The sequence below is a fragment of the Microbacterium sp. MYb72 genome (genome assembly GCF_002979415.1).
GTDB classification, from domain to species: domain Bacteria; phylum Actinomycetota; class Actinomycetes; order Actinomycetales; family Microbacteriaceae; genus Microbacterium; species Microbacterium natoriense.
In genome coordinates, this window is sequence record NZ_PCOT01000008.1 from 34,227 (window position 1) to 48,580 (window position 14,354).

At 69.3% G+C, this 14,354-nt stretch carries 15 protein-coding genes; 8 read left to right on the forward strand and 7 right to left on the reverse strand.

Annotation, left to right across the window (positions count from 1 at the left end; translation table 11 throughout):
* Positions 1-10 precede the first annotated feature (10 nt).
* Positions 11-2,548 carry a LuxR family transcriptional regulator gene (locus CQ047_RS06180; RefSeq protein WP_181155846.1) on the reverse strand — a complete coding sequence of 846 codons (2,538 nt, stop codon included), beginning with the start codon at positions 2,546-2,548 and terminating at the stop codon, positions 11-13.
* Between the two features lie 167 nt (positions 2,549-2,715).
* Between CQ047_RS06180 and CQ047_RS06185 the strand changes: the two genes are divergently transcribed.
* Positions 2,716-4,785, forward strand: coding sequence for an LPXTG cell wall anchor domain-containing protein (locus CQ047_RS06185; protein WP_105673413.1), 2,070 nt, complete (start codon positions 2,716-2,718; stop codon positions 4,783-4,785).
* Between the two features lie 89 nt (positions 4,786-4,874).
* Complete coding sequence (locus CQ047_RS06190; protein ID WP_105673414.1) at positions 4,875-5,150, forward strand: hypothetical protein; 276 nt, start codon at positions 4,875-4,877, stop codon at positions 5,148-5,150.
* 105 nt (positions 5,151-5,255) lie between these two features.
* Here CQ047_RS06190 and CQ047_RS06195 read toward each other — a convergent pair whose 3' ends face one another.
* Both CQ047_RS06195 and CQ047_RS06200 read right to left on the reverse strand, forming a co-directional pair.
* Positions 5,256-6,329, reverse strand: a complete 1,074-nt coding sequence (locus tag CQ047_RS06195) for a 3-deoxy-7-phosphoheptulonate synthase (protein ID WP_258132505.1) — start codon at positions 6,327-6,329, stop codon at positions 5,256-5,258.
* 191 nt (positions 6,330-6,520) lie between these two features.
* Positions 6,521-6,967, reverse strand: coding sequence for a DUF1801 domain-containing protein (locus CQ047_RS06200; protein ID WP_105673416.1), 447 nt, complete (start codon positions 6,965-6,967; stop codon positions 6,521-6,523).
* 187 nt (positions 6,968-7,154) lie between these two features.
* On the opposite strand from CQ047_RS06200, the gene CQ047_RS06205 reads away from it, so the two are divergent.
* Positions 7,155-7,577, forward strand: coding sequence for an NUDIX hydrolase (locus CQ047_RS06205; RefSeq protein ID WP_105673417.1), 423 nt, complete (start codon positions 7,155-7,157; stop codon positions 7,575-7,577).
* A gap of 143 nt (positions 7,578-7,720) precedes the next feature.
* On the opposite strand, the gene CQ047_RS06210 is transcribed toward CQ047_RS06205, so the two are convergent.
* Both CQ047_RS06210 and CQ047_RS06215 read right to left on the reverse strand, forming a co-directional pair.
* Positions 7,721-8,182: an aminoacyl-tRNA deacylase gene (locus CQ047_RS06210; RefSeq protein ID WP_181155854.1), complete on the reverse strand. Its 462-nt coding sequence runs from the start codon at positions 8,180-8,182 to the stop codon at positions 7,721-7,723.
* 61 nt (positions 8,183-8,243) lie between these two features.
* The gene (locus CQ047_RS06215) at positions 8,244-8,747 is read right to left on the reverse strand and encodes a DNA helicase (protein ID WP_105673526.1); all 504 of its coding nucleotides are present in this window, start codon (positions 8,745-8,747) and stop codon (positions 8,244-8,246) included.
* A 106-nt stretch (positions 8,748-8,853) separates the two neighbouring features.
* Here CQ047_RS06215 and CQ047_RS06220 point away from each other — a divergent pair, with 106 nt between their 5' ends.
* Positions 8,854-9,411 carry a peptidylprolyl isomerase gene (locus CQ047_RS06220; protein ID WP_105673418.1) on the forward strand — a complete coding sequence of 186 codons (558 nt, stop codon included), beginning with the start codon at positions 8,854-8,856 and terminating at the stop codon, positions 9,409-9,411.
* Between the two features lie 20 nt (positions 9,412-9,431).
* Positions 9,432-10,325, forward strand: coding sequence for a rhomboid family intramembrane serine protease (locus CQ047_RS06225; RefSeq protein ID WP_105673419.1), 894 nt, complete (start codon positions 9,432-9,434; stop codon positions 10,323-10,325).
* 345 nt (positions 10,326-10,670) lie between these two features.
* Here CQ047_RS06225 and CQ047_RS06230 read toward each other — a convergent pair whose 3' ends face one another.
* Entirely contained in the window at positions 10,671-10,910 is a 240-nt protein-coding gene (locus CQ047_RS06230; protein ID WP_105673420.1) for a cell division protein CrgA, read from the reverse strand.
* A gap of 92 nt (positions 10,911-11,002) precedes the next feature.
* On the opposite strand from CQ047_RS06230, the gene CQ047_RS06235 reads away from it, so the two are divergent.
* From CQ047_RS06235 to CQ047_RS06240, 3 genes are read left to right on the forward strand one after another with little or no spacing between them, the layout of a single operon-like run.
* Positions 11,003-11,797 (forward strand): class E sortase, encoded by a 795-nt coding sequence (locus CQ047_RS06235; RefSeq protein ID WP_105673421.1) that lies wholly within the window; start codon positions 11,003-11,005, stop codon positions 11,795-11,797.
* A gap of 15 nt (positions 11,798-11,812) precedes the next feature.
* Positions 11,813-11,968: a DUF4175 domain-containing protein gene (locus CQ047_RS18655; RefSeq protein ID WP_146114275.1), complete on the forward strand. Its 156-nt coding sequence runs from the start codon at positions 11,813-11,815 to the stop codon at positions 11,966-11,968.
* The gene (locus CQ047_RS06240; protein ID WP_105673422.1) at positions 11,965-12,600 is read left to right on the forward strand and encodes an aminodeoxychorismate/anthranilate synthase component II; all 636 of its coding nucleotides are present in this window, start codon (positions 11,965-11,967) and stop codon (positions 12,598-12,600) included. The genes CQ047_RS18655 and CQ047_RS06240 overlap by 4 nt, the downstream gene beginning before the upstream one ends.
* 51 nt (positions 12,601-12,651) lie before the next feature.
* Here CQ047_RS06240 and pknB read toward each other — a convergent pair whose 3' ends face one another.
* Entirely contained in the window at positions 12,652-14,343 is a 1,692-nt protein-coding gene (gene pknB / locus CQ047_RS06245; protein ID WP_105673423.1) for a Stk1 family PASTA domain-containing Ser/Thr kinase, read from the reverse strand.
* Positions 14,344-14,354 lie beyond the last annotated feature (11 nt).

The window sequence follows — 14,354 nt, forward strand, 5'->3', positions numbered from 1 at the left end:
GACGTCAACGCTACTGCGCAGGTCGGCCCGGCGGAACGGAAGGCTGCGTGCCGTCGAGATGGCGCGCGATGCCCGCGCGCGAGCGCAGACCCGTCTTCTGCAGGATGCGTGCGACGTGACTCTCCACGGTGCGAGGGCTCAGATGCAGCCGTTCGGCGATCATGCGGTTCGTGTGTCCGTCGGCCACGAGCTCCGCGACGTCCTGCTCCCGCGGAGTGAGCGCGTCGAGCGGAACATCCTCCTCGGCCGTGGGAGCGCCGAACCGGGCGATCGCCGCTTCCGCGAAGCGCCGATACAGCACGGCGCCCGCTCGATCGAACAGGTCCGCGGCCTCGCGGGCGTCGGCGAGAGCATCCGCCATCCTGCCCTGACGCACGCGCAGCTGGGCGCGGAACATCGTTCCGTGCCCGATCTGGGACGGGTGGTCCGCGCGTCTCCCCCACTCGATGGCCGCCTCGGCGTGAGCGAGCGCCTCGTCGAGATCGCCCCGCGCGACGGCGAGCTCACCGAGACCGATGTGCTTCTGCGAGGCGAAGATGTCGTGGCGATCGATCTCCAGAGCCTCGAGATCGGCGGGCTGGCCGAGCACGATCGAACCGCGGCAGATGAACAGGCGCACGACACGACGCCACCACAGGATCTGCGGCAGCCCCGCCTCCACGAGTCTCCGGTGGCGGGTCGCGAACTCCTCCGCGCTCACCCGACCGGGTGCGGCGACCAGCGACGCGGTGAGCGCCAGCGGAACGGCGTCCGGCCAGTTGTACTTCTCCGACGCCGCTATCGCCAGTTCGCTGAGCTCTTCAGCCTCGGCGCACCGATCCAGGGGGATGCAGAGGAAGGCGAGGATCAGATAGAGGTGAGGCAGCACGTGAAAGCGCCCGTGCGACTCGGCGAGGCGGATGCCGCGCTCCACGAGGCGGGCGCCGTCGTCGAAGTCTGCCAGGAAGTGCGCGCACCACCCCATCGCCGTGACGACGTCGAGAACGGGCAGCAGCTCCGACGCGGTGAGCGTCTCGAAGCCGTCCTTGGCGATGCGGTAGGCCTCCCGACCGCGATCGAGATCCCCCACCCTGAGGTGCGACAGCGCGCGCAGCCCGGCGAGGGCGGTGGCGTGCCCCGGCCGCTCGTCGTCTTCTCTGAGCCAGGCCCTGGCATCGATCTCGTAGTCGCCGTCGTGCATGACGGCCAGGGTCGCCAGCTCGACGATCACCTCGGGAGCGAGGGTCGCCGCTCCGATGTCCCGCGCGAGTTCGAACGCCTCGTCGGGTCGGCCCTGGATGCGCAGCGACTGCATCAGAAGGGAGAGTGCCTCCCCCGTCGGCTGCTCGGAGACATGCGCCTCGCGCAGCACCCGCTCGGCCTCGACGGGCCGTCCGTCGAGCAGGAGCGCACGCGCCAGCCCCAGGTCCCGAGCGCGATGAGGGATCCTCGTCGTTCGCATGAGCATCGCGATGCTGCTGCGCGGAGACGTCGAGGTCACGATCGCCGCGGCATCCACGATCGTCTGGATCTCGTCCTCGGTCAGATGCGAGCCGAGCTGCTGCAGATGGGAGGCGCGTTCCAGCAGGTCCGACGCGCTCTCGGCGGCGAGGCGGTGCGCTCGCCGCCGAGCACCGGCCCGCATGTGGCGATAGGCGGCCGCACGGATGAACGGATGGACGATCCTCAGCTCGTCCGCGTCGATGAGGCCGCGGCGGGCCAGGCGGTCGGCCGCGTCGGCGAGGGCGTCATCGGTCGGGGAGCCGTCGGAGAAGGTGCCATCCATCCGGACGAGTCGTGCGAGCGCGGCGGGGGCGACCGCCGGGGTGAGCGAAAGGGCATGCAGCAGCGCCAGCGCAGGCGCGTCGAGTGTGCTGAACTCCCCGCGGAGAGCGTCGCCGATCTCGAGCGGTTCGCGCGCGTCGGTCCGGGCGGGTGCATCCCGCGCGGCATCCGCGAGCAGGCGGAGGAACAGCGGGTTCCCGCCGGCGAGCTCCACGAGGGCATCGTCATCGGCGCCGTGCTGGCGGAGGAGGTCAGCGGCCTCGTCGTCGGCGAGCGGTGCGAGGCCGATGCGGTGCACCTGGGCGCCTCCGCGTGCGACCGCGTGCAGCAGCGTGTCCGGTACGGTGCCGGTTCGGAAGCACAGCACCAGGACGAGACCCGTCGTGGTGGGGTCGGCCAGCAGCCCTTCGATCAGCTCCGCGGCAGGGTCGTCCAGCCAGTGGGCGTCGTCGATCACCAGCACGGTCGGTGAGCTCGACAGCGCGTCGCGGACATCGCGCTGCAGGGCACGCGGTGCTCGCTGGGCGAGAAGCAGGGCGAGGTCGGCATGCAGGAGATCCTCGACGATCGCTCGGATGCCGCCGAGGGGGATGTTCGTCGCGATCTCATCAGGGCGGGCGAAGAGCGTGCGCTGAGGAGGCCCCGAACGCAGGAACTCTCCGACGAGAGCGGTCTTGCCGATCCCGATCGGTCCCTCGATGAGGATGATCCGGTGGGGAGCGTCGGCGGACGTCTCGGCGTGCGTGATCAGGCGATCGAGCTCGTCTCGACGTCCGATGAACATGTGCTCTCCCCTCCGCGCACAGAATGAGAATAGTGGGATATCGCTTCCCACGGGGCTTTTCTCGAACCATTCGATCAATTGCCGTGTTTCTACGGATGCGCGCTCTTCAGCCCGATTCATAGCCTGTGCATGATTGTGTCCGCCGACCCCAGTACAGGAACCACTCGATGACATCGCAGCTACGCACACGCCTCAGGCGCCTCCTCGGCGCGGGCACCGGCATCGCCCTCGCCGTCGGCCTCAGCGCCGTCGTGATCGCGGCGCCAGCCCAGGCCGCCACACAGGACGGCGTCTACGTCGGGGAGAACAGCCACGGGTACGACATCACGATCACGGTGTCGGACGGCAAGGTGACGGACGTCGCCACCACCTCCACGATCTTCTGCGGGCTCAACCCGCCGATCCCCTCTCCGCTCACGTTCAACGACATCCCCGACACGGCCATCGGCGCGGACGGGACCTTCCAGGCCAACTGGACTTATCAGATCGATGCCGACTATCACGCCGAGTACTGGCTGGGCGGGACCTTCCACGACGACGGCACGGTCACGAGCTCCGGATCGAACGCCGCCGACATGGTCGGCGCGGGGCTGCAGTGCACGGGCACGCAGTTCACCTACGACGCGGCCGTCGACGGCACCCCTGCGCCGCAGATCACGGTGAATCCGAACCCCGCGACGCTGTCGCAGATCACCGATCCGGCCGGTGTCGTGCGCTTCACGGGCACCGGCTTCGCACCGGACAGCTCGGTCGCTCTCCTCGTGGACGGCCAGCAGGCGGCGACGCGCACGGCGGGTGCCGACGGGTCCGTCGAGGTCATCCTGCACTGGCCGAACGCCACGGTCGGCGACCACGTCGTGAAATTCACGAGCGGAGCGCGTACGGCCCAGACGACGTTCACCGTCGTGGCAGACCCGACCTATACGCCGACGGCGGCGGTGAGCCCGTCGACCACGACGGTCTCCGCGCTCGCCGGCGCCGGCGTCTCCGTCACGGGCGCGGGGTTCCCGCCGTCCGCGGCGGTCACCATCGCGTTCGACGGCACCACCGTCACGACCGTCGACAGCGGCGCAGACGGCTCTGTCGGTTACACGCTCTCCCGCGCAGCCGTCGCACCGGGGGCGCACACGATCACACTGACCAGCGGGCAGTGGTCGGCATCCGCCGCGCTGACCGTCGAGGCCGACCCGGTCGTCTACCACCCGACGGTGCTCGTCACCCCCGACACGATCTCGCAGTCGGAGCTCGCGTCGGCGGGCATCCAGGTGCAGGGCAGCGGCTTCCCCGAGAACACGCCGGTCGAGGTTCTCTTCGACGGCGCCGTGGTCACGACCGCGATCACCAGCGACACCGGAGCGGTCGCGACGTCCGTCCTCCGCTCTGGCGTCGCGGCCGGCACATCGACGGTGCTCGTGCGCAGCGGTCAGTGGCAGGCATCCGACACGGTCGTCGTCACGGCCGACCCGATCGATCCGGCCGACGTCACCCTCACTCCGTCGGAGATCGCGACCGGTGCGCTGGAGGCCGACGGGATCGCGCTCACGGCCGAGGGCCTGCCGGCTGAGGTCCCGGTCCGCGTCCTGTTCGACGGCACCCAGGTTGCGACGTTCACCGCATCCGCCACGGGCACGGGTTCGGCGTCGTTCACGGTGCCCGATGTCGCACCGGGCAGGCACACCGTGCAGCTCGTGCAGGGGCCGGGCTTCGCACCGCGGGGCGAGGCGCTCGCCGCCTTCGCGCCGGGAGACGTCCTCGGCGAGGCCGAACTGCAGGTCACCGCTGATCCGGCATCCCCCGGACTCGTGCTGAGCGTCTCGCGGATCGCGACCGACTCGCTGGCCGCCACGGGCGTTCAGCTCGCGGGCACCGGGTTCACCCCCGGTCAGGCGGTCGCGGTCCTCTTCGACGGTCAGGAGGTCGGCGCCGCGCTCGCGGATGCCAGCGGCTCCGTCTCGTTCACCCTCCGCCGCGCGGGCGTCGCGCCCGGCGACCATCCGATCGCGCTCACCCAGGGCGATCTCCGATCCGAGGCCGTCCTGACGGTCACCGCCGCCTCGCAGCCGGGCACCCCAGGCCCTGGCACGTCGAACCCCGGGACGCCGGGTCAGGCGGGCGGGACCTCAGGCGGCCTCGCCGCTACCGGGACGGATGCCGGTCTCTGGACCGGTGTCGCCGGTGCCGCTCTGGCGCTGATGGCCGCGGGAGCGCTCATCGTCGTCCGACGCAGGCGCGCATAGCGGGAGGCTCGGGGCCGTACCCGGGCCGCGCACTCCTCACGGTGCGCGGCGGGTGCGGCCCCGTGGTTCTCGCGACGTAGGATCAGAGGGTGCTGATCGGTCTGATGCGTCCCGTCGAAACCACCTCCGTCCGGGTGGAGGGCGCCGACCTCGCCGAGATCCAGACTCTGCTCGAGGCGCACCGGCCCGCCGGCTTCGATCTGATCTCCTCGCCTGTCGAGATGATCAAGGGGGCGGCGGTGCTCAAGTCCGTCGGGACGTTCGCTCGCCGCGACCAGGTCACCGAAGTGCAGGCCGACGACCTCGACGCCCTGCACGCGAAGGTGCCAGAGGGCTGGCAGCTCCTGAACGTCCGCGTCGCCTGACGCCTCTCCTTCGACTCGCGGGCTGCTCCGGTCGCAAACCGGGTCCCGAATCTGCGCAGTTCGCGACCGGGCCTGCGACCGGAACAGGCCGGCGGGAGCACCCGATCAGCGCGCTCGCACCCCGGCGGCCAGCTCGGCGAGGGCCGTGACGGTGGCGTCCCAGCCCATGCACGCATCCGTCACGCTCTGACCGCGCACCAGCGTGGCAGGACCGGCGGCGACGTCGAGCTTCTGGGCGCCCGCGACGAGGTTGCTCTCCAGCATGACTCCGGCGATCGCCCGCCCGTCGGCGGCGATCTGCGCGGCGAGCTCGGTCACGACCTCGGCCTGGCGCAGGTGGTCCTTGCCGCTGTTGCCGTGGCTGGCGTCGATCACGAGCCTGTCGGTGAGTCCGGATGCCGCCAGCCGCTCCGACGCGCGCCGCACGTGCTCCACCCCGTAGTTCGGTCCGTCCGCCCCGCCGCGGAGGATCACCGACGTGTCGGGGTTGCCCGTCGTGGTGACGAGGCTCGCGCGTCCGTCGGCGCCGATCCCGAGGAAGGCCTGCGGAGCGGATGCCGCGGCCGCAGCATCCAGGGCGACCTGCAGCCCGCCGTCCGTGCCGTTCTTGAACCCGATCGGCATCGACAGCCCGGATGCCAGCTGGCGGTGGATCTGGCTCTCGGTGGTCCGCGCACCGATCGCGCCCCAGGTCACCAGGTCCGCGGTGTACTGCGGGCTGATCGGCTCCAGGAACTCGGTGGCGCACGGCATCCCCAGCGCCGTCACATCGCGCAGGAACGCCCGTGCCATCCGCAGCCCGGCCTCGATGTCGTGGCTGCCGTCGAGGTGCGGGTCGTTGATCAGGCCCTTCCATCCGACCGTGGTGCGCGGCTTCTCGAAGTACGTGCGCATCACGACGAGCAGCTCCCCGCTGTGCTTCTCGGCCTCGCGCACCAGACGTCCGGCGTACTCCAGCCCCGCGTCGGGGTCGTGGATCGAGCACGGGCCGACGACGACGAGCAGACGGTCGTCCTCCCCCGTCATGATGCGGCGAGTCTCGTCGCGAGTGCGCGAGACGAGGGCGGAGCGCTCGTCGCCCACCGGCAGCTCCGCGGCGATCTCGCCGGGCGCGGGGATGGTGGTGAAGCTCGCGACGTGCAGGTCGGCGGTGGCGTCGACGGTGGCGGTGTCGTTCACGGGGTGGGTCCTGTCCACTAAGGGCGGACCCGATGCAGAGCCCGCCGAAACGGCGAAGGGCAGAGCGGATGCTCTGCCCTGTCGGCTCTGAAGGTGTCGGTACGCGTCAGTGTCGCGACGGCCCCTCCAGAGCCGACTCGAAATACGCATACCAATTGGTCATGGAGAAGACCCTACCCCATGCGGAGAGGTCATCCGGCCGCGAGGCGGATCCGTTCGGCGAGGAACGAGCGGTTGGCCTCGTCGAGCTCGAGGACGGCGTAGGCCACCGGCCACATCGTGCCGTCGTCGAGCTGTGCGGGCTGCTCGAAGCCGAATGTGCCGTAGCGGGTCTTGAACTTGCTCGCGGGCTGGAAGAAGCACAGCACCTTGCCGTCCTTGCCCCACGCGGGCATGCCGTAGTACGTCCGCGGCACGAGGTGAGGAGCGGCTTCGAACACCAGGGCGTGCAGGCCCTCTGCGATCACCCGGTCGTCGTCGGAGAGCTTCGCGATCGCCGCCTGCAGGTCGGCCTCCCCTTCGGCCCGAGCCTCCTCCGGCGTCTTCTTCGCACGGGAGCGCGCGGTCTTCTTCTCGGCGGCGGCCGCCTTCATGGCGTCGCGCTCCTCGGCGGTGAAGTTCTTCTCGTTGTCGGCCATGGGAGTGTCCTCTCGATCGGTGATGACCTCAGCGTACGTACGCCGACGAGCGCGCCGCTTCTCGATTCCTGATCGATCGCGCCGGCCGGGGCTCCCGTCGCAAAAGGTCCCGCTCAGATCCCGTCTTTCCGGGACCTTTCGCGACGGGAGCGTCGTCGTCGATGACGAGGACGATATCGTGTGAGCCATGGACATGCGCGTCGCGGCATACGCGGTCGTCACCGATGACGATGACCGGATCCTTCTGGCGCGCTGGATCGACGGACGCCGCGTCGCGTGGACCATGCCCGGCGGCGGACTCGAAGCCGGAGAGGACCCCGAGGCGGCGGTGCGCCGCGAGCTCCGCGAGGAGACCGGGTACTCCGTCAAGGTCGGCGAGCTGCTCGGCATCCACTCCCGCGTGATCCCCGCCACCCAGCGTGTGCAGAAGTCGGACTCGCCGCTGCACACCCTGCGCATCGTGTACCGCGCGAGCGTCACCGGCGGCAAGCTGCGCTTCGAGACCGAGGGCTCGACCGACATGGCGGAGTGGTTCCCCCGTGACGCCGTCGCAGGGCTCCAGCGGGTGAAGCTCGTCGACATCGCGCTGAGGATGGCCGGCATCCTCTGACCCGTCGTTGAGCGCCTTCCGAGGTCGCGCGGACGGGTGAGGCGTTTCGTCTCGGTCGCTGGCGCTCCCTCGCTCAACGACCAGTGGTGCCTTCCCCCGTCGTTGAGCGAGCGCAGCGAGACGAGACGCACTCCGCGCGCCGATCAGCCGCGCGGCTCCTCCGGCACGGTGATGTCGGCGACCGTCGCGCCGTACGCGGAGATGAGGTCATCGGCCTCGACGAACAGGCTGTAGCCGTGGGCGCCCGCACCCATTGCGATGCGTCGGCCGACGATCGACTCGTCCGCGTAGATCGGCCAGTCCGTGGTGCTGCCGATGGGCACGATGGTGCCGCGCTCGTATCCGGTGGCGGCCAGAGCCAGTTCGGGCTCCGGCAGGCGCAGCTTGTTGACGCCCACGACGGCGCGCAGCTTCGGCCACGAGATCGATCGGCCGCCGGGCACCAGGGCGAAGAGATAGGTGTCGTCCGACCGCTTCACGACCAGCGTCTTCACGATCCCCGAAGGGTCGAGTCCGAGCAGCTCGGCAGCCTCGAACAGGCTCTTCGCCTGCGGGCGCTCACGGATCTCGATGTCGAGACCGCGGGATGCCGCGGCATCCCGCACCCGGGAATGGGGCGTTTCGTCTCGGTCGCCTGCGGCGTCCTCGCTCAACGACCTGTCCGAGTCACGCGTCGGGAGCGGACAGCGGGTCGTCGGCGACCCACAGCTCGTCGTCTGCGCGCAGCGCCTGCCATGCGGCGTAGAGCACGCCGACGGCTGCCGCGGCGCCGAGGATCAGGGCGACGACCGAGCCGAGACCCGGGCCCTTCTTCTCGGTGACGACGACGGCGCGGCCGCGCGGGGCGCTCAGGCCGTGACGCTTCGCGTTCGCGACATCCCAGGCGCTCAGAGCGGTGCCGACGACTCCGCCGACGATCGGGACGACCTTGTCGTCGACGACGTGCTTGCCGAAGCGCACGCCCTGGTCGACGACCGGTGCGACGCGACGGTTGTACGTGTCCTGAACGACGGGGACCACCTGCTCGCGATTGAAGTTGCCGAGCTGACGACCGGCCTCACGGGCGACATCGGCGGCGTGGCCGACGAGCACCTGCTGGTTCTCCCAGAGCTGGTTCGCGTCGTTCTGAAGACGACGCAGTTCCTTCTTCCGCTTGCGGCTGAGGCTCACGATGCTCTCCTGTCGTTTGGAGTACGGGTTCACCATCTTGCCACGCCATGCTGGAAGCGGCATGAAACCCGGGCAAACTCACCGGAAGCTCTGCGAGAATATGGGCATGGCTCACGCTTCTCATGTCGCAACCCTCCACACCAACCACGGTGACATCGTCATCAACCTCTTCGGCGACCACGCTCCGAAGACGGTCAAGAACTTCGTCGGCCTCGCCGACGGCACCCAGGACTGGACGCACCCCGCCACCGGCAAGCCGGGCGAGGGTCCCCTCTACAAGGACGTCATCTTCCACCGCATCATCCCGAACTTCATGATCCAGGGCGGCGACCCGCTCGGTCAGGGCGTCGGCGGTCCCGGCTACAACTTCAACGACGAGATCAACGGCGAGCTCAACTTCAACGAGCCCTACATCCTCGCGATGGCCAACGCCGGCCTGCGCCGCAACGCCATCACCGGCGAGGTCGAGGGCACCAACGGCTCGCAGTTCTTCATCACCACCGACCCGACGCCGTGGCTGCAGGGCAAGCACACGATCTTCGGCGAGGTCGCCGATGACGCCTCCAAGGCCGTCGTCGACGCGATCGCCGCCGTGCCGACCGCAGCGGGCGACCGCCCGATCGAGCCGGTCGTGCTGCAGTCGATCGACATCGTCGCGGCCTGACGCCGAGCGAGCCGATCCGGATGACGAGCTCCGAGTTCACGAGCAATCGCGACAACTACTGCTATCGGCATCCGGATCGGCAGAGCTTCGTGCTCTGCCAGCGGTGCATGCGCACGGTCTGCCCCGAGTGCCAGACCCAGGCCGCGGTCGGGGTCATCTGCCCCGAGTGCATGAAAGAAGATCGTAAGAACCGCACCCCCGCGCAGAAGAAGGCCGCGCGGCGCTGGGGCGGAGGCGGCGCGATCGCGACCGCCACCCGCAGCGGCAGGCCGGTCGTGACCTACGCGCTCCTCGCGGTCACGTCGTTCATCGGGCTGCTGCAGCTCATCCCGGGCGGTTTCGGCGACCAGATCACCGACCTGCTCTACTTCCGTTCCGTGTATCTGTACCCGAACCTCTCGGTCTTCCCCTTCGAACCCTGGCGTCTGCTCACTGCGCTGTTCGTGCACGGCAGCTTCATCCACCTCGCGCTGAACATGCTCGCGCTGTGGATGCTGGGGCAGATCGTCGAGCCCATGCTGGGTAGGAGCCGCTTCCTCGCCCTGTATCTGATCAGCGGTCTCGGCGGCTCGGTGGTCGCCGCGTGCCTCGCTCCCCTCAACGGGCTCGTCGGGGCGTCCGGCGCGATCTTCGGTCTGATGGCCGCGCTGCTCATCATCGGGCGCCACCTCGGCGGCAACGTCACCGGCATCCTGATCATCCTCGGCGTGAACTTCGCCTTCGGACTCTTCGCCGGCGGCATCTCGTGGCAGGCGCATCTCGGCGGCATCATCACGGGCGCTCTCGTCGCGTTCGTGTACACGCGCACGCGCCGCCGCGAGCAGCGCGTATGGCAGATCGTTCTGCTCGCAGTTATCACCATTCTGTTGATCGTTGTGGTGTTCGTCGTTCCGCCGCTCGTGCTTTTGGCCTGATCGAGAGTTGTTAACAGGGTTGTTAACCCCTGTGAATAACACCGGTGTAATTCTCCCCAGCTGTGGAGAGATCTGTGGATAACTCTCACTCCTGAGTTCTGCGGGGGACGGGCGCAGGTACGGGGGACGGGCGCAGGGATGTTCCCTTCGCTCGCAGAGCGGGTTCCCTCCCGCTTCGCGGGCCCCTCCCGATGCTCGCTCCGGGAACATCCCTGCGCCCTTACGCCGCATCGCTGCGCTCGCTCGGGCAGGAGAAAAAGGCGTCGCTGCGCTCGCTGGGTCGGGCGGAAACGAAGAAGGCCCCCTCGTCATCGAGGGGGCCTTCTTCTCAGGAAGAGGATGCGGTCAGCGCCACCGCGTGGTCATGAGGAAGCCGATCAGCGCGATGCCGAGGCCGATGGCCAGGTTCCAGTTGCCGAGACCGGGGATCGGGAACGCCATGCCGGAGATGTAGAACACGAGGATCCAGGCCAGACCCAGCAGCATGAAGCCGATCATCACGGGCTTGAACCACACCGCGTTGGGCGCAGCGTCGCCTTCGGCGCGCGTCACTTCGGGTTCTTCTGTCTTGCGGTCTCGTGCCATGCCGTCATTCTACCCACGACTCCTCGCAGCGCCGAGAATCCGGGGGTCGAGAGCGCGGCATCCGCACAGGAATCACGGATAGTATCAGCGGCATGAGTGCATCCGTCGTCTCGGGGGAGCGACGCAGGCGTCATCGCCGTCCCCGCTCGCGCGCCACATTCACGAGCGTGCTCGGTGAGCTTCTGCTCACCGCAGGCGTCCTCGTGCTGCTCTTCGTCGCCTGGCAGATGTGGATCGGCGACATCATCATCAGCGCCGAGAAGAACGATCAGGGCGCGGCGATCTCGCGACAGCTGGCGGCGTCCCCTGCACCCGAACTCCCTCCGCTGGTGGAGAACGACGACGGAACCGCCGTCTATGCGCCGGTCGTACCCGCGAAGCCCGCGAACACGCAGTGGCTCGCTCAGATGCACATCCCGCGCTTCGGCGCCGACTACAACAAGGGCATCTACGGCGGCACCACCCGCGCGGGGACCCTCGACAAGCTCGGCATCGGCGTCTACACCGACTCGAAGATGCCGGGTGAGATCGGCAACTTCGCCATGGCCGCGCACCGCACCACGTGGGGCAAGCCCTTCAACCAGCTCGACAAGCTGCAGCTGAACGACGCGATCGTCGTCGAGACGCCCGACGGCTGGTTCACCTACCGCTTCCGCACGCTCGAATACGTCAAGCCGACGCAGACAGACGTGCTGCTCGACGTGCCGCAGGTGCCCGGCGTCGAGACCGGAGAGCAGTACATCACGCTGACCGCCTGCTCCCCCCTGTACTCGCTCGCCGAGCGCATCGTCGCCTACGGTGTCTTCGAGAGCTTCCAGCCGCGCGCCGAGGGTCCGCCCAAGGCTCTGACCGATCCGCCGCCGCCCCCGGCCGCGCCGTCGGTGTAGGGAACGAGAGGAATCATGTACGCCGCACTCTGGCGCCTGCTGCCCGGTCCGTGGTGGCTGAGGCTCTTCATCCTGCTCGTGCTCGTCGCGGCCGTCCTGTACGCGCTGTTCTGGTTCGTGTTCCCGTGGGTCAGCCCCTTCATCACCCCGGGCGAGGTCGACGTCGAATGACGCGCGTGCTCGTCGTGGACAACCACGACAGCTTCGTGCACACCCTCGTCGGCTACCTGCGAGAGCTCGGCGCCGACGTCGAGATGATCGAGGCCGACGCGGTCGACGCGGCAGGGCTCGAGTCGCTCATGCCCGCGTTCGACGGGGTGATGCTCTCCCCCGGGCCCGGCGCGCCCGCCGACGCCGGCGCCTCGATCGACGCCGTGCGCATCGCCGCGAAGACGGGGATGCCGCTGCTCGGCGTCTGCCTCGGGCACCAGTGCATCGCCGAGGCCTTCGGCGCACCGGTCACGGAGGCCCCGGAGCTCATGCACGGCATGGTGTCGCCGGTCGTGCACGACGGCTCGGCGCTGTTCGACGGCATCCGCTCTCCGTTCGACGTCGGGCGCTATCACTCGCTCGCCGTGGCGGAGTCTGCACTGCCCCATGAACTGCGCGCGACGGCGCACGCCGATTCGGGGACGGTCATGGCGATCGCCCACGTCGGGCTGCCGATCGTCGGCGTGCAGTTCCACCCCGAGAGCGTGCTCACCGAGGGCGGCTACCGGCTGCTCGCGAACTGGCTCTCCTCGATCGGCGACGCGGATGCCGTCGCCAAAGCCGAACTGCTGCATCCGCAGTCCTCGCGCTGAGGCGCTGCGTCTGCAGGTGTGCTCGTTCAGCGACCGGTCACCGCAGCGCGATCAGCCCGCGGAGCCCGTGCAGTAGCGCAGTTCGATCGGCGAGCCGACGGCCACATCACCGGGCGCGGAGGACATCGAGACGACCGTCGGCGGATCCGTCGCGGGGCAGTCGGAGAGCTCGACGCCCGTCGGGGTCAGTCCGATCTGCTCGAGCTGCGTCTTCGCGGCATCCAGGGTCCAGCCGGTGACATCGGTGAGCGTGACCCGACCGCTCGCGACCACGAGGTTCACGACGGTCTTGGGGGCCACCTCCGACTCGGCCTTCTCGCTGGCCTCCATAACCGTGTCAGCGGCGAGGCTCTTGTCGTTGCGCTGGATCACCGTGCCGAGTTGCAGGCCGGCGGCGGACAGGGCGTCTTTCGCGGCCGCGAGCGACAGGCCCTTCAGGGTCGGCACGACGACCGTCTCCTTGCCGGACGAGACGTAGAGCGTGATCTCGTCGCCCTCGGCGACGGCCACCCCCGCCTTGGGATCGGTGCGGATGACGTTGCCCTCGGCGATCTCGGAACTCGATTCGAGCACGACCTTGGCTGTCAGATCGAGATCGCTCAGCGCATCCTGAGCGCGCTCCGAGGCCACATCGATGAGGTTCGGCACGGTGCGCGCCGTCACAGGTGCGTCGTCGGTACGGCTGATCGTGATCACCCAGAACAGGATGGATGCCAGGAGCACGGCGAGCAGCGCGACCCCTGCCCAGATCCACGCGACCGGCGGCCCGGACTGCGTACGGGCCATCGTGGTGTCGGTGCTGAGCTGGCGGAGCGACCGCGCGGTCTCCTGCGCCTGCTTCGGACTCGGTCCGTACAGCTCGCTGGTGAGCGCGCCGAGCTCCTTGCGGCTCGGGGCACGGCCCGCGACGGCGGCGTCGAGCGCGGCACGGAAGTGCGCGGCATCCGGGTAGCGCTGATACGGGTCCTTCGCGAGGGCGCGGAGCACGATCGGGTCGAGGGCGCCGGGGGAGTCCTCGTTCACCTCGGTCGGCGGCACGGGGGTCTCGCTGACGTGCTGATAGGCGACGGCCACGGGGGACTCACCGCGGAACGGCTGACGTCCGGTGAGCAGCTCGTAGAGCACGACGCCGGTCGAGTACAGGTCGGCACGGGCGTCGACGGGCTCGCCCTTGGCCTGCTCCGGCGAGAAGTAGGCGGCGGTGCCGATGATCTGCGTGGTCTCGGCGACGGTCGACGAGGAGTCGGACACGGCTCTCGCGATGCCGAAGTCCATGACCTTGACCTGGCCCTTGTCGGTGACCATGACGTTGCCCGGCTTGATGTCGCGGTGCACGACACCGGCACGGTGCGAGTAGTCCAGGGCCTCGAGGATGCCGTCGGCATAGCGCACCGCGTCGTCCACGGGTACGGGGCCCGCAGAGATGATGTCCTTCAGCAGCGTGCCGCTGATGAGCTCCATGACGATGTACGGCACGACGAGCGAGCCGTCGCCCTCGGTCTCGTCTCCGGCGTCGTACACGCGCACGATCGACGGGTGCGACATGCGCGATGCGGCCTGGGCTTCGAGCCGGAACCGCGTGCGGAACGCCGTGTCGCGTGCCAGCTCGGGGTCGAGGATCTTGATCGCGACGTCGCGACCGAGCGTCAGGTCATAGCCGCGGTACACCTTGGCCATGCCGCCGTGCCCGATGAGCTCGTCGACGCGGTACCGACCCGCGAGAACACGTGGCTCTGTGGACACGTACTGACCCC